17 protein-coding genes are annotated in these 16,601 nt (G+C 44.5%); 12 read left to right on the top strand and 5 right to left on the bottom strand.

All coding sequences use genetic code 11. From position 1 onward, the window contains the following. Positions 1–72 precede the first annotated feature (72 nt). The 4 genes from efeU to AC0DBE_RS12185 all read left to right on the top strand — a co-directional run bounded on the left by efeU (position 73) and on the right by AC0DBE_RS12185 (position 4,632). Entirely contained in the window at positions 73–1,518 is a 1,446-nt protein-coding gene (efeU, locus tag AC0DBE_RS12200) for a ferrous ion permease EfeU (protein ID WP_472962306.1), read from the top strand. Continuing rightward, positions 1,515–2,672 (top strand): iron uptake system lipoprotein EfeM, encoded by a 1,158-nt coding sequence (gene efeM, locus AC0DBE_RS12195; RefSeq protein WP_088680046.1) that lies wholly within the window; start codon positions 1,515–1,517, stop codon positions 2,670–2,672. Before efeU ends, efeM begins: the two co-directional genes overlap by 4 nt. Before the next feature lie 18 nt (positions 2,673–2,690). Then, positions 2,691–3,941 carry an iron uptake transporter deferrochelatase/peroxidase subunit gene (gene efeB / locus AC0DBE_RS12190; RefSeq protein ID WP_472962304.1) on the top strand — a complete coding sequence of 417 codons (1,251 nt, stop codon included), beginning with the start codon at positions 2,691–2,693 and terminating at the stop codon, positions 3,939–3,941. An 88-nt stretch (positions 3,942–4,029) separates the two neighbouring features. Next, a complete protein-coding gene (locus tag AC0DBE_RS12185; RefSeq protein ID WP_088680045.1) occupies positions 4,030–4,632 on the top strand; it encodes a DsbA family oxidoreductase in 603 nt (200 codons plus the stop codon). Between the two features lie 34 nt (positions 4,633–4,666). On the opposite strand, the gene AC0DBE_RS12180 is transcribed toward AC0DBE_RS12185, so the two are convergent. From AC0DBE_RS12180 to slrA, 3 genes are all read right to left on the bottom strand, one after another. Further along, the gene (locus AC0DBE_RS12180) at positions 4,667–6,208 is read right to left on the bottom strand and encodes a solute symporter family protein (protein ID WP_079287567.1); all 1,542 of its coding nucleotides are present in this window, start codon (positions 6,206–6,208) and stop codon (positions 4,667–4,669) included. Beyond that, positions 6,205–6,513 (bottom strand): DUF485 domain-containing protein, encoded by a 309-nt coding sequence (locus AC0DBE_RS12175; protein ID WP_003222190.1) that lies wholly within the window; start codon positions 6,511–6,513, stop codon positions 6,205–6,207. The genes AC0DBE_RS12180 and AC0DBE_RS12175 overlap by 4 nt, the downstream gene beginning before the upstream one ends. Positions 6,514–6,955: 442 nt before the next feature. Further along, on the bottom strand, positions 6,956–7,114 hold the full coding sequence (slrA, locus tag AC0DBE_RS12170; RefSeq protein WP_014115625.1) for a transcriptional regulator SlrA: 159 nt from the start codon (positions 7,112–7,114) through the stop codon (positions 6,956–6,958). A gap of 352 nt (positions 7,115–7,466) precedes the next feature. Between slrA and AC0DBE_RS12165 the strand changes: the two genes are divergently transcribed. From AC0DBE_RS12165 to galT, 4 genes are all read left to right on the top strand, one after another. Next, entirely contained in the window at positions 7,467–8,138 is a 672-nt protein-coding gene (locus AC0DBE_RS12165) for a TetR/AcrR family transcriptional regulator (protein ID WP_072565468.1), read from the top strand. 17 nt (positions 8,139–8,155) lie between these two features. After that, positions 8,156–8,539 carry a GtrA family protein gene (locus tag AC0DBE_RS12160; RefSeq protein WP_014115623.1) on the top strand — a complete coding sequence of 128 codons (384 nt, stop codon included), beginning with the start codon at positions 8,156–8,158 and terminating at the stop codon, positions 8,537–8,539. 84 nt (positions 8,540–8,623) lie between these two features. Continuing rightward, on the top strand, positions 8,624–9,796 hold the full coding sequence (locus AC0DBE_RS12155) for a galactokinase (protein ID WP_472962300.1): 1,173 nt from the start codon (positions 8,624–8,626) through the stop codon (positions 9,794–9,796). A gap of 3 nt (positions 9,797–9,799) precedes the next feature. Continuing rightward, positions 9,800–11,341 carry a UDP-glucose--hexose-1-phosphate uridylyltransferase gene (gene galT / locus AC0DBE_RS12150; protein ID WP_472962298.1) on the top strand — a complete coding sequence of 514 codons (1,542 nt, stop codon included), beginning with the start codon at positions 9,800–9,802 and terminating at the stop codon, positions 11,339–11,341. A 69-nt stretch (positions 11,342–11,410) separates the two neighbouring features. On the opposite strand, the gene AC0DBE_RS12145 is transcribed toward galT, so the two are convergent. Beyond that, on the bottom strand, positions 11,411–11,656 hold the full coding sequence (locus tag AC0DBE_RS12145; RefSeq protein ID WP_003222176.1) for a GlsB/YeaQ/YmgE family stress response membrane protein: 246 nt from the start codon (positions 11,654–11,656) through the stop codon (positions 11,411–11,413). A gap of 513 nt (positions 11,657–12,169) precedes the next feature. Between AC0DBE_RS12145 and qoxA the strand changes: the two genes are divergently transcribed. Genes qoxA through qoxD form a run of 4 tightly spaced genes read left to right on the top strand, consistent with a single transcriptional unit; the run spans position 12,170 to position 16,116 of the window. Further along, positions 12,170–13,135, top strand: a complete 966-nt coding sequence (gene qoxA, locus AC0DBE_RS12140; protein ID WP_079287695.1) for a cytochrome aa3 quinol oxidase subunit II — start codon at positions 12,170–12,172, stop codon at positions 13,133–13,135. Between the two features lie 27 nt (positions 13,136–13,162). Further along, positions 13,163–15,112 carry a cytochrome aa3 quinol oxidase subunit I gene (qoxB, locus tag AC0DBE_RS12135; protein ID WP_061186549.1) on the top strand — a complete coding sequence of 650 codons (1,950 nt, stop codon included), beginning with the start codon at positions 13,163–13,165 and terminating at the stop codon, positions 15,110–15,112. A gap of 13 nt (positions 15,113–15,125) precedes the next feature. Beyond that, positions 15,126–15,740 carry a cytochrome aa3 quinol oxidase subunit III gene (gene qoxC, locus AC0DBE_RS12130; RefSeq protein ID WP_003236031.1) on the top strand — a complete coding sequence of 205 codons (615 nt, stop codon included), beginning with the start codon at positions 15,126–15,128 and terminating at the stop codon, positions 15,738–15,740. Between the two features lies 1 nt (position 15,741). Further along, the gene (gene qoxD / locus AC0DBE_RS12125) at positions 15,742–16,116 is read left to right on the top strand and encodes a cytochrome aa3 quinol oxidase subunit IV (RefSeq protein ID WP_003222169.1); all 375 of its coding nucleotides are present in this window, start codon (positions 15,742–15,744) and stop codon (positions 16,114–16,116) included. 41 nt (positions 16,117–16,157) lie between these two features. Here the strand turns inward: qoxD and ywcE are convergent, their stop codons facing one another. Then, positions 16,158–16,421 (bottom strand): spore morphogenesis/germination protein YwcE, encoded by a 264-nt coding sequence (gene ywcE, locus AC0DBE_RS12120; protein ID WP_472962294.1) that lies wholly within the window; start codon positions 16,419–16,421, stop codon positions 16,158–16,160. Positions 16,422–16,601 lie beyond the last annotated feature (180 nt).

Genomic DNA, 16,601 nt, shown 5'->3' with positions numbered 1-16,601 from the left:
TTGACAAAGAACAGGAACTGGCTATGATTATGTTATACAATGATAATCATTTTCAATTATAGGAGGAGCATGATGACTCGGGGGCTGGCGCTTATTTTATTTAGCTTGTTGATGGTTTTCGGTTCTGCGGCACATGCGGAAGACGATCCGATTGCTGCGCTGATTCAATTAAACAAGCAAATGATCGAAGCCGTAAAAGGCGGAGATATGGACTCGGCACAACAAACGTTTGAAACATTCAAGGCAAAGTGGAAAAAAGAAGAACCTTCTATTAAGAAAGAAAATCTATCTTCCCACAGCAAAATGGACTCAAATATCGCGATAATTTCTCTTTCTTTTATTAATCAAGACGCAGACAAGCTCAAAACACAGCTTGAAGAGCTTTCTTCCCATTTAGAAACCTATCAGCAGGCTGTCGTGCTGGAAAAGGCATCCTCGGGTCAATCAAGGGCGTCCTTAACAGCCTATATACAAAGCCTGAAAGACACAAAACAGTTAATAGAAAAAAAACAATTGGATGAAGCGTCATCTGCAATCGACAATTTAATTACATCCTGGCTCGCTGTTGAGGGAGACGTCGTTTCCCAATCGAAAGAAGCCTATACGAGATCAGAGGAAAACCTGGCGCTGATGAAAGCTGAGATCGGCAGCCATCCCGAAAAGGTATCAAAGCAAATTGACGAAATGATTCAATTGCTCGAGCCGATCGCTTCAAGCAGCTACAGCTGGTGGGATGCTGCGCTGATCCCGATTCGTGAAGGGATGGAGGCCCTGCTAGTCATCGGGGCGCTTTTAACCATGACAAAGAAAGCCCGTGTCACGCGTTCCTCGGCATGGATCTGGGGCGGGGCGTCCGCCGGAATGGTTGTGTCCCTGGCAGCCGGCATCGGTGTCACGCTTTTATTCTCTTCCAGCGTATTCGGAGAAAACAACTTCTTGCTTGGCGGAATTACCGGCGTACTGTCGGCTGTCATGCTTTTATATGTCGGGGTGTGGCTGCACAGAAACGCCTCAATGGATAAATGGAGAGAAAAAATCAATATCCAGAAGTCACAGGCACTGAAAAAACGAAGCCTGCTTTCCTTTGCGCTCATTGCATTTCTGGCAGTTGTAAGAGAAGGGCTCGAAACAGTCATTTTTTTCATCGGGCTTGTCGGGAAGCTTCCGCTCACTGAACTGATCGGCGGAACTGCCGCGGGGCTTATTGTTCTCGTCATCGTCGGTGTTTTAATGATCAAGCTCGGAATGCGTATTCCATTAAAGCCGTTTTTCCTGCTGTCCATGTCGGTCGTCCTGTATATGTGCGTGAAATTTCTCGGAACAGGCGTTCACAGCCTTCAGCTGGCGGGCATTCTCCCGTCTGATGCGGAGAGCTGGCTGCCGTCTGTATCGGTGCTTGGAATTTATCCGTCCGTGTACAGTACGATTCCACAATTGCTGATTTTACTCTTTTTACTGATTGCACTTGTCTCAGAAGCGGCAAAACATTTTACAAACGGAAAGGAACTGACAAAATGAATTTCACAAAAATCGCTGTATCAGCCGGATGCATCCTTGCGCTGTGTGCAGGTTGCGGAGCCAATGACACATCTTCATCCAAAGAAAAAGCTTCATCTGAAAAAAGCGGGGTCACTAAAGAGATCACCGCATCCGTAGATAAAATGGAGACCATCATTTCCAAGCTGAATGATTCAGCGGAAAAAGGCGACCAAAAAGAGATTGAAAAGAAGGGGAAAGAGTTAAACAGCTACTGGCTTTCCTTTGAAAATGATATTCGCGGCGACTATCCGTTCGAATATACAGAGATCGAAAAGCACCTTCAGCCCATCTATACAGAAGCGCAGAAAGACAAACCGGATACAGACAAAATCAAGACAGAATCCGAGTCGCTGAAAGCGTCCTTAGAGGACTTGACAGAAGCGAAGAAGAGCAGCAAAAAGGCAAGCGATCAGCTGGCAAAAGCAGCGGACGAATATAAAGACTATGTCAAAGAGCAGAGCGATCAGCTTGTCAAAGCGACTGAAGCATTTACAAGCGCCGTCAAATCCGGCGATATCGAAAAATCTAAAACATTATATGGAAAAGCACGTGTTTATTACGAGCGAATCGAACCGATCGCTGAAAGCCTCGGAGATCTTGATCCAAAAATTGATGCCCGTGAAAACGACGTAGAAGAAGGGGACAAATGGACAGGTTTCCATAAGCTTGAGAAAGCCATTTGGAAGGATCAAGATATTTCCGGGGAAAAGGCAACAGCTGACCAGCTTCTCAAGGATGTAAAAGAGCTTGACGGTTCAATTGAATCACTGAAATTAACACCTGAACAAATTGTAGCAGGCGCGATGGAGCTTCTGAACGAAGCCGGCATTTCGAAAATCACGGGAGAAGAAGAGCGCTACTCACGAATCGATTTAGTCGACCTCATGGCGAATGTAGAAGGCTCCGAAGCTGTTTATCAAACAGTAAAAAGCGCGCTTGTTAAAGATCACTCTGACCTGACGGAAAAACTGGATACGGAGTTCAGCGAATTTGAAGTTTTAATGGCAAAATACAAAACAAATGATCAGTCCTATACGTCTTATGATAAATTAAGTGAAGATCAAATCAGAGAGCTGAGCACAAAGCTGACGACTCTTTCTGAAACCATGTCGAAGATTGCGAATGTGCTATAAAAGGAGTTTTGTAACAGCATGAGCGATGAACAAAAAAAGCCAGAACAAATTCATAGACGGGACATCCTAAAATGGGGGGCGATGGCAGGTGCAGCTGTTGCGATCGGCGCCAGCGGACTCGGCGGTCTGGCTCCGCTTGTGCAGACTGCGGCTAAGTCATCAAATAAGGATGAAAAAGAGGATGAGCAGGTCGTTCCGTTTTACGGAAAGCATCAGGCTGGCATCACAACTGCCCATCAAACGTATGTCTATTTTGCCGCGCTGGATGTAACAGCAAAAGAGAAAAGCGACATCATTACATTATTCAGAAACTGGACAAGTCTGACACAGATACTGACGTCTGGAAAGAAAATGTCGGCTGAGCAAAAAAATCAATATTTGCCGCCGCAGGATACAGGTGAATCTGCTGATTTATCCCCTTCGAACTTAACGGTTACATTCGGATTCGGGCCTGGCTTTTTTGAAAAAGACGGAAAGGACCGCTTTGGGCTGAAAAACAAAAAACCGAAGCACCTCGCTGCTCTTCCAGCAATGCCGAATGACAACCTGGATGAAAAACAGGGAGGCGGAGACATCTGCATTCAAGTATGCGCAGACGATGAACAAGTGGCGTTTCACGCGCTGAGAAATCTGCTGAATCAAGCGACCGGCACCTGTGAGGTCCGCTTTGTGAACAAAGGCTTTTTAAGCGGAGGAAAAAATGGCGAAACGCCGCGCAACCTCTTCGGGTTTAAAGATGGAACAGGCAACCAGAGCACGAAGGATGTCACCTTGATGAACTCCATTGTGTGGATTCAGTCCGGTGAGCCTGACTGGATGACGGGCGGCACCTATATGGCTTTTCGGAAAATCAAAATGTTCCTTGAGATATGGGACCGTTCTTCCCTCAAGGACCAAGAAGATACCTTCGGCCGCAGAAAAAGCTCGGGGGCGCCTTTCGGTCAGAAAAAGGAAACAGACCCCGTGAAGCTGAATCAAATCCCAGCAAATTCACACGTCAGCCTTGCGAAATCTACGGGAAAACAAATTTTGCGAAGAGCTTTCTCTTACACAGAAGGACTTGATCCGAAAACCGGCTATATGGATGCGGGTCTCCTGTTTATCAGCTTTCAAAAAAATCCCGACAATCAGTTCATCCCCATGCTTAAGGCCCTTTCGGCAAAGGATGCATTAAACGAATATACGCAAACAATCGGTTCTGCTTTATATGCATGCCCAGGAGGCTGCAAAAAAGGAGAATATATTGCCCAGCGTTTGCTGGAATCATAAAAGAAGCCTTTATCGGCTTCTTTTTAAAAAAATAGTTGTAACTTTTATTGTTACAGTTTAAAATCAACCTATACGAAAGGAGATTATCATGACAGTACACATCAAAGTTTATTCAGATTACGTCTGCCCATTTTGTTTCATTGGAAAAGCCGCTTTTGAAGAAGCGATAAAAGGAAAGGATGTTGAAGTCGAGTGGATGCCGTTTGAACTGCGCCCAAGCCCATCTCCACAGCTTGACCCGGTCAATGATCCTTCCAAACAGTACATGTGGCAGACGTCGATTCAGCCAATGGCGGACAAATTAGGAGTCGAGATCAATTTTCCAAACGTCTCGCCTCATCCATATACAGATCTGGCGTTTGAAGGCTTCCACTTTGCAAAGGAATACAATAAAGGACATGAATACAACACCCGTGTCTTTCAGGCATTTTTCCAAGAGGGCCAAAATATCGGTGATATTGACATCTTGACGAAGCTTGCCGAGGAAGTGGGGTTAGACGGAGCCTCATTCAAATCCGCACTTGAAACAAGAACATATCAGGACGTGCAGCGGCAAGCCTTGAAGCACGCCTATGAAGAGGCCGACATCACTGCAGTTCCAACCTTTATCATTGGCGACACTGTGATACCGGGTGCTGCCGGCAAGGATGTATTTGAAAAAGCGATTTCTGACGAACAGCAGAAAAAGTAAGGAAAGCTCTCTATACAAGAGAGCTTTTTTACTCCTACTCCTGTTCCATATGAATGCCAGTATGTGCCTTCACCTGTATTTCCGCAAACGTCTCTTCATCAACTGTTTTATTTGACGACAGCACCGTTCCGAGCCATGCACCGAGGAAGCCGAGCGGGATGGAAATAATGCCCGGATTAGAAAGCGGAATAAGCGGATCGCCGGTAAATATAGCTCCTCCGGACGGGTCCCACACACTAGGGCTCATCGATACAAGCACAAGCGCGCTGATCAGGCCTGTCAGGCTGCCCCACAAAGCGCCTGTAGCATTGAATCTCTTCCAGAAGACCGTAAACACAATCAGCGGGAGGTTTGCGCTGGCCGCCACCGCAAACGCAAGTGCGACAAGGAACGCCACATTTAAGGACTGTGCAAAAATCGCGAGGAGAATCGAGAGAACTGACACGGCGACAGAAGCCCATCTGGCCGCTTTCATCTGTTCTTTTTCAGTTGCTTCTCCCTTTCTGATAATCTGGCTGTAAATATCATGGGCAAATGCTGAGGCGGCAGACAGCACCAATCCTGTCACGACAGCTAAAATGGTAGCAAAGGCGATGGCTGATACAAAAGCAAACAGAAAATCTCCCCCGAGCGCTTTCGCTAAAAGCGGAGCCGCCATATTTCCCGCTTGATCAGCCGCCGTAATCGCGTCAAAACCGACAAACGCAGCGGCGCCAAAGCCGAGAAACACCGTCATAATGTAAAACACACCGATAATCCATGTCGCTGACACAACGGATGTCCGGGCAGTCTTGGCATCCTTAACAGTATAAAACCGGATCAAAATATGCGGGAGCCCGGCAGTTCCAAGCACGAGTGCCAGGTTTAACGACAAGGTCTCCAGCGGCACCTTGTACTTATTTCCGGGGTTTAAGAAATCAGCGCCAAGCGGAGTTGCCGTTTTCATCTGCTCAAACATGGTATTGAGGTTAAAGCCGAATTTCGAAAACACGATGATTGAAATGACGAGTGTTCCGGCCATCAGCAAAACGGCTTTAATAATTTGAACCCAGCTTGTCGCGATCATGCCGCCAAACACCACATAAATGGTCATCAATACTCCGACAATGAGGACCGCCGCTGTATAATCCAGCCCCAGCAGCAGTTTGATCAGCGCGCCCGCCCCCACGAGTTGGGCGATCATATAAAAAGTAGAGATGGCAATGGTATTAAGAGCCGCGACGCCGCGGATTTTCTTTTCTTTAAATCGAGCCGCAATCATGTCCGCCATCGTGTACTTCCCAAGATTCCGAAGCGGTTCCGCCACGATGTACAAGACAACGAGATAAGCCACCAGAAAACCGATGCTGTAAAAGAATCCATCAAATCCATATAAAGCAATCATTCCGGCAATCCCGAGAAACGAGGCCGCGGACATGTAGTCGCCGGCAATTGCCAGTCCATTCTGAACACCGGTGAGCCCGCCGCCCGCCGTATAAAACTCACTCGTCGTTTTCGTCTTCTTCGCGGCAAAATACGTGATGATAAGCGTCAGGCCGACAATCGCTAAAAATAATAGAAAAGCAGTCATATTCATGTCTGTTCACCCTTCAGATCTTCCTTTAAAGCGCTTACATACCGATCGAAATGCGCCGCCCTTCGGGAATACACTGTACTCAGTATCCAAGTCATGGCGAATTGGGCGATGGCAAACAGCCAAGCCCATGAAACAGCTCCAATGGCCGGTGCATTCAAAAAGGTGAAATAAGACGTCAAAACAGGAAGTGAAAAATAAAAGACAAAAAAGAAAATCGCTGAAGGAACAATAAAAGCGCGTTTCTGCTTTAAAAAAGCTTGAAAAGACGGCGTTGCAGCAATCTGTTTGTAATCAGCTTTGTACATGGCTTTCCTCCTTTTATTCGCTAAACGTAAGCAAAAAGGTACACCAATAGGTATGTACTGAAAGTCTGATTTATGCTGAATAACATCTGGAGGATGAAAAAAGAAGGAAGTCGTGAAGAGGTGAACATAGAGGTATAAAGACAGGCGAAGGTTTTCCAGCTCGGCAGCGTATAAAACGCGTTTGCTTTCAAAACCTCACCGAATGCAGCTTGTTCTCAGCAAAGCTGCTGTTTACCAGAGCCCGGTTAATAGATGTTCGCATCACCTCTTTATGACAATGCATGTGCCAAGAGGTGATCGCATCACCGGCTGTCTGTCGTACGTTAGCTGACACATCGTTTGTCCTCAAGCTCGGCGCAGCAATCGCTTTCGAATAGAGGAAATGGTGAAAACTCAGATCAGATGATAGAAAAGCCAGAGGTAATAGATCCGCCTGTTCGGATTAGTCTTGGCGGACGGTTTTTTTGTGATTATTCTTTCTCAATGCTGTCTCAGATTCTAAAAACTGCCTCACATCACGAATGCCTAACCCAATGGATCTAGCTTCTTGCATTAACATATGCCAATCTTTGTCCAAATCTTTTTTAACATGAGTTTTCATAGTAACCTCCAATTGTATAAAATGTTTTCCTGCAACATGCGGGCAATAAAGATGAGCCGGCGCGATGATGAGGCGAGTACAACAAATTTCACACATAGTTGCTCGGTGTTCACAAACTGAAGGAAAAACCACCTACCTATTCCCTAAAAAAATGACTAATATAACCAATGAATCTTATTTATAATAATAAACAATTAAATACTGACTGGATAGTATGTAAATGAAAATAAATCATTCAGCCTATTAAAAATGACCCCGGGAAAACCGAATAGCATAAGCGTCCAAAGAAATAAATACCGCTAAAGATTGATCCGTTGTAAGATAAGGGTAATCATACCGCCTGGAGAAAAATATGAAAAAAAACAAATTTCAAATGAAAAGAGAAGCAACATTTCAAAGTTTTATAGACGCTGGCTTGAATTTGTTGATTGACCGAGCGTATGATCCGGTTTCTGTAGAGGATATCAGCAGAGCAGCCGGGTACAGCAAAGGAGCGTTTTATGTTCATTTTGTCAGCAAGGAGGATTTTCTGCAGCATCTTCTCGAAAAACGACAGATGAAAAAAGAGATCATCATAGGGTATCTTGATCAAATGGAGCAGGTCTCAGTGAAACCGCTGACATTGGACGAGGCTGCAAAACATGCCGCAGAGCTGCTTTATTCCTATTACATAAATAAGCCGTCGTGGGAGATTACCTCATTTGCCATGAATATGCCGACATACAAAGTCCTTCAGAAATGCAAGGCCTATGTCCGGCTGTACGAATTGTGGGTGGAAGAAAACGCGTTATATATTAAGTGGCTGAAGGAGAGAAAGCTGATTGACGCCTGTATTGATCCGGAATATACGGCTAAAATAATATGTGCAGTGCTCGACGGAATCATCAAACAATCGTATGTATTGGGTCAGCCGGCCACATTCCGCAGCTTTTTAGACGCACTCTCTGTTTTTTTTACTCTGGACAGAGAGCAAGTGAGCCCAAGAATTTTGAAAAGTTATTCAGGAAGCGAGGAACATCAGTGAAGTATAGAGAAATGATTATGTATATCATTATGGGGGTTTTCACAACCATTGTGAATATCGCCAGCTTTTATATATTGGTAGAGATCATGAATATGGATTACAAAGCCGCTACTATAGCCGCTTGGATTTTGTCCGTGCTGTTTGCTTACATAACAAATAAATTATATGTATTTCAGCAAAAAACACATGACCTGCAGAGCCTGATAAAAGAGATCACTGCCTTTTTCAGCGTTCGGGTCCTGTCTCTTGGCATAGATTTAGGCATGATGATCATTCTTGTCGGCCAGTTCAATACAAATGAAACTCTTGCCAAAATACTCGACAACGCGGTGATTGTTGTCGTTAACTATGCCGCAAGCAAATGGCTCGTCTTTAAAAAGACAAAAGAGGAAGGGGTATAACAGGGGACAGCAGCGTATGATCTACAGTTTTCACTGAAGAAATAAGGGGAAATAAAAAAATAAAACAATGAAAGGTGATTGCACATGCGGGAAGAGCTAAAGGGGATATTTGCAAGTGTATTCGGAGAAAAAGAGGGGTTACGGTTTTTTTTCGCACCTGGAAGAGTGAATCTGATTGGGGAACATACAGATTATAACGGCGGGCATGTGTTTCCGTGCGCGCTGACAATGGGTACATATGCTGCTGTTGCAGAAAGAAACGACGGGGTTGTCCGGATGTATTCAGACAACTTTAAAGACGCAGGGATCAAGGAATGCTGCCTTGACGACATCCGCTATCAAAAAGAAGACGACTGGGCGAACTATCCGAAAGGCGTCATTTATGAATTTCAGCAAAGGGGCTATTCAATTCCTCATGGCTTTGACATTGTGTTTTCAGGGAATATTCCAAACGGAGCGGGACTGTCGTCCTCCGCTTCTATTGAATTGCTGATGGGAGTTGTGCTCCAAAGCTATTTTCATCCTGAAGTGGATGCGCTTGAGCTTGTGAAAATGGCGCAGCATGCGGAAAACACATTTATCGGTGTTAATTGCGGGATTATGGACCAATTTGCAATCGGAATGGGGAAAAAACACCATGCGATGCTGCTGAACTGCGACACGCTGGACTATGAATATAGCAAACTCGATGTCTCAGGCCTCGCGCTGGTCATCGCGAACACGAACAAAAAAAGGACATTGGCAGACTCAAGCTATAATACGAGACGCCAAGAGTGCCATGACGCCTTGCTTGATCTGCAAAAAGCACTTGATATTGCCTCGCTGGGCGACATCAAGCCCTCTGATTTCGACGCGCATTCCAGCTTGATCCAAAATGAAACGAACAGACGCCGGGCAAAGCACGCCGTATACGAAAATCACCGTGCTATCAAGACGGCTCATATGTTCAAGGAAAATAATGTAGATGAAATCGGGCGGTTAATGAAGGAATCCCACCTTTCACTGAAGGATGATTATGAAGTGACATGCCTTGAACTTGATGAGCTTGTGTTTGCGGCGTGGGAACACGAAGGTGTGATTGGCTCAAGAATGACGGGAGCGGGCTTCGGCGGCTGCACCATCAGCATTGTAAAAGATGCGTTTGTTGATGATTTTATCCAAAAGGTAGGAGACAGATATCAAGAAAAAACAGGGCTCAAAGCGGATTTTTATGTCGCTGATATCGGAGAGGGAGCGAGAGAGCTAAAGGGGGAATGACAAATGAGTATCATTGAACACCTGGAACAGCTGCTGGAGTATGGACTGGAACGAAAACTCATTTCGATCTGGGATCGGGAATATACGAGAAACCGCCTTTATGAAGTGTTGGACATCAAACACCCCGAGCCGGTCTCCCACACTTGCATCAAGCAGGCACAAAGCCTGCCGGATTTGCTTGCTCCTATTTACAAATGGGCTGCGGAAACCGGTCGGATGGAAGCGGATACAGACACATACCGTGACTTGCTCAGCGCAAAGCTGATGGGATGTTTCGTACCTGCTCCGTCTGAGGTCATACGCAAGTTTGAAGAGACAAAAGCATTATACGGCCCAAAACAGGCCACAAAGGAATTCTATCAATATTCAGAGGATGTCTATTATATCCGGTCTGACAGGATCGCCAAAAATGTTCATTGGACGGTGCCGACCGAATATGGCGAGTTGGAAATGACTATTAATCTATCAAAGCCCGAAAAAGACCCGAAAGCGATTGCAGCTGCAAAAGAACAGGCGCAGACAAATTACCCAATGTGTTTGCTTTGTAAAGAAAATGTTGGGTTTGAGGGAAGCGTGAATCATCCAGCCCGCCAAAACCACAGAATCATTCCGGTCATCCTTAAAGACGAACAATGGTACTTGCAGTTTTCGCCATACGTCTATTATCCGGAGCATTGCATTGTCTTAAAGGGTGAGCATGAACCGATGGAGATCAGCAGAAAAACATTTGAAAGGCTGCTGTCATTTCTCGGACAATATCCGCATTACTTTATTGGTTCAAACGCGGACCTGCCGATTGTCGGCGGCAGCATCCTAAGCCATGATCATTTCCAAGGCGGGGCACACGATTTTCCGATGGCGCGTGCAGAAGCGGAAGACGTTTATGAATTAAATGATTATCCCGGCGTGTCGCTGGGCTTAGTGAAGTGGCCAATGTCCGTGCTCAGGCTCCAAGGAGACAAACCGGATCATGTCGCCGAAGCTGCTGATCATCTATTCCGCACGTGGCAAACGTATTCCGATGAAAAAGCCGGCATAGCCGCCTATACAGGCGATACGCCCCATAATACGGTCACTCCGATTGCGCGACGCAGGGGAGACTTGTATGAACTCGATATCGTGCTGAGAAACAATCGGACGGATGAGGAGCATCCATTAGGAATATTTCATCCTCATCAGGAAGTTCACCATATCAAAAAAGAAAATATCGGCCTGATTGAGGTCATGGGATTGGCGATATTGCCGGGCCGTTTACAGAAAGAAATGAAAGAAACGGCAGCGGCGCTATGCTCTGCTGATCCGAAATCCGCTTTAGAACAAAATCCGCTCACAGCAAAGCATAAGGAGTGGGCTCTTCGGATGATGGAAAAAAGAACGATAACAAAAGAGAATGTGGATCTAGTCATAAAGGAAGAGCTTGGACATGTATTCGCGCGCATTCTTGAACACGCCGGTGTATTTAAACAGACAACGGAAGGAAAACAGGCCTTCAGAAGGTTTATCGATCATTTAGGCGTCAAACCAGTCAAAAGCCTCAACCGTTAGGGTTGAGGCTTTTCCGATTTTTTCGCAAAACAAATGCCCAAAGCGCTGATGCTTTGGGCACTGTTACTTTTATCCTCTTTTTCTGGCTAACAGGCTTACTAGAAATACAACAATGGCTGCGCCGATCACCGCTGGAATAATGGCAAATCCGGCTAGGTTCGGGCCCCATGTACCCAGCAGCCCGTGTCCGATCCACGCACCGATAAGACCCGCGATCATAGACCCGATAATTCCGCCCGGCATATCTCCTTTAACAAACAGGCTGCCAAGCCATCCGATAATAATTGCGACGATAAGGGAAATAATAAAACTCATCATACAACACATCCTATTTTATATTTATTTGCTTATATCATTCCTCTTTTTTGTATAAGATAAACAATTGGATGCTCTCATAAAAAATGGGAACAGTTCAGAACATATCGCCGCTTTAATAAGCCTTTTCTTTCAAAATTGGTTGCGTTAAAATGGTAGCCGTGTGAAAAGATGCTAGACAAGGAAAAAATAATTCCTTTCTAGAAAGTTTAACAAAATGAAACTTTTGATTGACCTAAGTTTTTTATTGTGGTAAACCTTTATTTGTCAGAATTAGTTCTTCATCATCTTTCTTTACTTATATGCGGAAATAACTAGAAACTTTTCATCTTAAGCGATAGATGTGAATAAAGTTGGAGCAATTTTTGTCGATTTTATGACATTTAAGCGAAAATGGGATGAAGTTTATAAAAAAATAAAGCTAATAAGTGAAGTTTTTGATAGCATAACAAAGTAGAGAAAAGATTTTGAGGAAGTATGCACTTCAGATTTATTACATCAATAGGAAGGATGGTGATCTTCTTGTTCAGAGCATTAAAACCGTTACTTGTATTAGCGCTGTTAACTGTGGTTTTCGTCCTTGGGGGATGCAGCAATGCTTCAGTACTAGATCCGAAAGGGCCTGTAGCTGAACAGCAAAGTGATTTAATCCTGTTATCTATCGGATTTATGCTGTTTATCGTCGGGGTTGTCTTTGTTCTATTTACCATTATTTTAGTAAAATACCGCGACCGTAAAGGCAAAGATAATGGATCTTATAACCCAAAAATTCACGGAAACACGTTCTTAGAAGTAGTCTGGACAGTGATCCCAATTTTAATCGTCATTGCACTTTCTGTGCCAACCGTACAGACGATATATTCGTTAGAAAAAGCTCCTGAAGCAACAAAAGACAAAGAACCTCTTGTTGTTTATGCTACTTCGGTAGACTGGAAATGGGTATTCAGCTACCCTGAACAGGATATTGAAACGGTCAACTACTTAAACATTCCTGTCGACCGCCCGATCTTGTTCAAAATTTCATCTGCAGATTCAATGGCTTCGCTTTGGATTCCTCAGCTTGGAGGACAAAAATACGCGATGGCAGGAATGCTGATGGATCAATACTTACAGGCTGATGAAGTGGGAACTTATGAAGGCCGCAACGCGAACTTCACAGGCGAACATTTTGCCGACCAAGAGTTTGATGTGAATGCTGTAACAGAAAAAGACTTTAACAGCTGGGTGAAAAAGACTCAAAATGAGGCTCCTAAGCTGACAAAAGAGAAGTATGATCAATTAATGCTTCCTGAAAATGTGGACGAATTAACGTTCTCTTCTACCCACTTAAAATACGTTGATCACGGACAAGATGCAGAATACGCGATGGAGGCCCGCAAACGCCTTGGCTACCAAGCCGTTTCACCTCACTCTAAAACAGATCCGTTTGAAAACGTAAAAGAAAATGAATTTAAGAAGTCTGATGATACAGAAGAATGATATTGATCAGGAAAGGAGGAAGCCCGCATGAAATTTAAATGGGATGAATTTTTTGTAACTGGTGACCCATTAATTCTGGGCGCACAAGTTTCCATTGCACTATCTACCATTGCCATCATTGTTGTTCTTACCTACTTCAAGAAATGGAAATGGCTCTGGTCTGAATGGATAACAACTGTTGACCATAAAAAACTCGGAATCATGTATATTATATCTGCTGTAATTATGCTATTCCGCGGCGGTGTCGACGGTCTGATGATGCGTGCCCAGCTAGCGCTTCCGAATAACAGTTTTTTAGACTCAAACCACTATAATGAAATTTTTACGACTCACGGTACGATCATGATCATCTTCATGGCGATGCCGTTTTTGATCGGTCTTATTAACGTTGTTGTACCTCTTCAAATCGGTGCTCGCGACGTTGCATTTCCTTACTTGAACAACCTGAGCTTCTGGACGTTCTTCGTAGGGGCGATGCTTTTCAATATTTCTTTCGTAATCGGAGGTTCTCCGAACGCAGGCTGGACAAGTTACATGCCGCTTGCAAGTAATGACATGAGCCCTGGACCGGGTGAGAACTACTATCTCCTCGGACTTCAGATTGCCGGTATCGGTACGCTGATGACAGGGATCAACTTTATGGTAACAATCTTAAAAATGAGAACAAAAGGCATGACACTGATGCGTATGCCGATGTTTACATGGACAACACTGATCACAATGGTTATTATCGTGTTTGCGTTCCCTGTACTTACAGTAGCTTTAGCACTTTTATCATTTGATCGTTTGTTCGGTGCTCACTTTTTCACATTGGAAGCAGGCGGTATGCCGATGCTTTGGGCAAACTTGTTCTGGATTTGGGGACATCCTGAAGTATATATCGTTATTCTTCCGGCATTCGGTATTTTCTCTGAGATTATCTCTAGCTTTGCAAGAAAACAATTGTTTGGTTACACAGCGATGGTTGGTTCTATTATCGCCATCTCCGTATTGAGTTTCCTAGTTTGGACTCACCACTTTTTCACAATGGGGAACAGTGCGTCCGTTAACTCTTTCTTCTCAATTACGACAATGGCTATCTCGATTCCGACCGGGGTTAAAATCTTTAACTGGCTCTTTACCATGTATAAAGGCCGAATCAGCTTTACAACGCCTATGCTGTGGGCGCTTGCGTTCATTCCTAACTTCGTAATCGGCGGAGTTACAGGGGTTATGCTTGCGATGGCAGCAGCGGATTATCAATACCATAATACGTACTTCCTTGTATCTCACTTCCACTATGTGCTGATCGCAGGTACTGTATTTGCTTGTTTCGCCGGATTTATTTTCTGGTATCCAAAAATGTTCGGCCACAAGCTGAACGAAAGAATCGGAAAATGGTTCTTCTGGATCTTTATGATCGGGTTCAATATTTGTTTCTTCCCGCAATATTTCTTGGGGCTTCAAGGCATGCCTCGCCGTATTTACACATACGGACCGAATGACGGCTGGACAACATTGAACTTTATTTCAACTGTCGGAGCTTTCATGATGGGTGTAGGATTCTTAATCCTTTGCTATAACATCTACTACAGCTTCCGCTACTCAACTCGTGAAATCAGCGGAGATTCATGGGGTGTGGGACGCAGTCTTGATTGGGCGACTTCTTCTGCGATTCCGCCGCATTACAACTTTGCGGTGCTTCCTGAAGTCAAATCTAAGGATGCATTCCATCATATGAAAGAAGAAAAAACCGAGTTATACCCTGAAAGCAAATTCAAGAAAATCCATATGCCAAGCAACTCAGGCAGACCGTTCTTTATGTCTGTTGCCTTCGGTATCGCCGGCTTTGGACTTGTCTTTGAATGGTACTGGATGGGCGTAGTCGGATTGATCGGAGTCCTGCTCTGCATGGTTCTGCGTTCATTCGAATACGACAACGGCTACTACATTAGTGTTGATGAAATAAAAGAGACGGAAAGAAAGATTTCCGAATAAGGAGGCGTGAGTTATGGAACATGCAGAACACGGCAATTCTAACGCGCCTATGGAATATCAATCTGAAACCGGCAGACTTAATATTCTCGGGTTTTGGATCTTTTTAGGGGCAGAAATTGTGTTGTTCTCAACACTATTTGCAACCTTCTTCGTTCTTCAAAACAGAACAGCAGGAGGTGTCTTACCGGACGAACTGTTTGAAGTGAATCTGGTAATGATTATGACGTTCTTGCTGCTTATCAGCAGCTTTACCTGCGGGATCGCTGTTCATGAAATGCGCCGCGGAAGTTTAAAAGGCGTAGTCATTTGGACAATTATCACTCTTCTTCTCGGCGCCGGCTTCGTCGGATGCGAGATCAACGAGTTTGTCCACTATGTACATGAAGGAGCATCTCTCGGTACAAGTGCGTTCTGGTCTGGATTCTTTGTTTTACTTGGAACTCACGGAACTCACGTAACAATCGGTATTTTCTGGATTACAGGAATTCTGATTCAGTTGAAGAAACGCGGCTTAACTCCGCAAACTTCATCTAAAATCTTTATCTCAAGCTTGTACTGGCACTTCTTAGATGTTGTATGGATTTTCATCTTTACAGGTGTCTATCTCATGGGATTGGGGGGTCTGTAAAATGGCAAACAAATCTGCTGAACACAGTCACTTTCCATGGAAGCACATTGTAGGTTTTGCACTGTCTATCGTTTTGACCCTGCTGGCTCTATGGGTTGCAGTGTATACTGACCTGAGCTCATCAGCAAAACTTTGGATCATTTTCGGCTTCGCCTTCATCCAGGCGGCGCTGCAGCTTCTCATGTTCATGCACATGACAGAGAGCGAAAACGGCGGTATCCAAGTCGGAAACACGCTGTTCGGATTCTTCGGCGCGATCGTTATCGTACTTGGTTCCATCTGGATTTTCGCAGCTCACTATCACCATGGTGACCATATGGACGGAAATCCTCCTGGAGGCGCTGAACACTCAGAGCATTCAGGCCACAACGAATAATACAAAAACCCTCTTCGTTAGAAGAGGGTTTTTTGCTGTCCTCAGCTGCTTCGCTTTCTGCGAAGATACGGAAGACCGTAAATGAGAAACGCGGCGATATGAGCGACAATGACGTTGACGGCAAACAAGATAATCATGAGAGTGTGTCCGAGTGGAGAAAGGCTTTCTGTTGCGTAAAAGAAGAAGAATACCCACATTAAGATGATTGGCGGAATAGCTGAGAGTGCGACTTTTTTGTTATCAAGCCATATAAAGAGAGGTGTTGCGCTGGCAACCAATAAATAAGCAAAAAACATGTCCATCATACCCGTCTCCTTTCATTTTGTGATAACGTTTACAAAAATGAAATAGAGGAACTGAGTTGTGTCTTTTTTGTGATTGTTTTTTGAACATTCTGTTACAATTATTATACCATGTTTTCCAGAAATTGATACAGGTTTTTGTGGAATTGGTCTGGACCTATCGTCTTATTTTTAAGTTCAATT

Source organism: Bacillus sp. VA15 (genome assembly GCF_055721145.1).
Note: the sequence above shows the minus strand (reverse complement) of the source record. Positions and strands in the feature narration are given on the sequence as shown.

Coding starts and splice junctions, on each gene's coding strand:
- AC0DBE_RS12180 (WP_079287567.1), bottom strand. CDS start 6,208: ATGAATATGACTGCTTTTCTATTATTTTTAGCGATTGTCGGCCTGACG.
- AC0DBE_RS12185 (WP_088680045.1), top strand. CDS start 4,030: ATGACAGTACACATCAAAGTTTATTCAGATTACGTCTGCCCATTTTGT.
- AC0DBE_RS12175 (WP_003222190.1), bottom strand. CDS start 6,513: ATGTACAAAGCTGATTACAAACAGATTGCTGCAACGCCGTCTTTTCAA.
- ywcE (WP_472962294.1), bottom strand. CDS start 16,421: ATGATGGACATGTTTTTTGCTTATTTATTGGTTGCCAGCGCAACACCT.
- AC0DBE_RS12165 (WP_072565468.1), top strand. CDS start 7,467: ATGAAAAAAAACAAATTTCAAATGAAAAGAGAAGCAACATTTCAAAGT.
- efeU (WP_472962306.1), top strand. CDS start 73: ATGACTCGGGGGCTGGCGCTTATTTTATTTAGCTTGTTGATGGTTTTC.
- galT (WP_472962298.1), top strand. CDS start 9,800: ATGAGTATCATTGAACACCTGGAACAGCTGCTGGAGTATGGACTGGAA.
- AC0DBE_RS12160 (WP_014115623.1), top strand. CDS start 8,156: ATGTATATCATTATGGGGGTTTTCACAACCATTGTGAATATCGCCAGC.
- AC0DBE_RS12145 (WP_003222176.1), bottom strand. CDS start 11,656: ATGAGTTTTATTATTTCCCTTATCGTCGCAATTATTATCGGATGGCTT.
- efeM (WP_088680046.1), top strand. CDS start 1,515: ATGAATTTCACAAAAATCGCTGTATCAGCCGGATGCATCCTTGCGCTG.
- qoxC (WP_003236031.1), top strand. CDS start 15,126: ATGGAACATGCAGAACACGGCAATTCTAACGCGCCTATGGAATATCAA.
- qoxD (WP_003222169.1), top strand. CDS start 15,742: ATGGCAAACAAATCTGCTGAACACAGTCACTTTCCATGGAAGCACATT.
- efeB (WP_472962304.1), top strand. CDS start 2,691: ATGAGCGATGAACAAAAAAAGCCAGAACAAATTCATAGACGGGACATC.
- AC0DBE_RS12155 (WP_472962300.1), top strand. CDS start 8,624: ATGCGGGAAGAGCTAAAGGGGATATTTGCAAGTGTATTCGGAGAAAAA.
- qoxB (WP_061186549.1), top strand. CDS start 13,163: ATGAAATTTAAATGGGATGAATTTTTTGTAACTGGTGACCCATTAATT.
- slrA (WP_014115625.1), bottom strand. CDS start 7,114: ATGAAAACTCATGTTAAAAAAGATTTGGACAAAGATTGGCATATGTTA.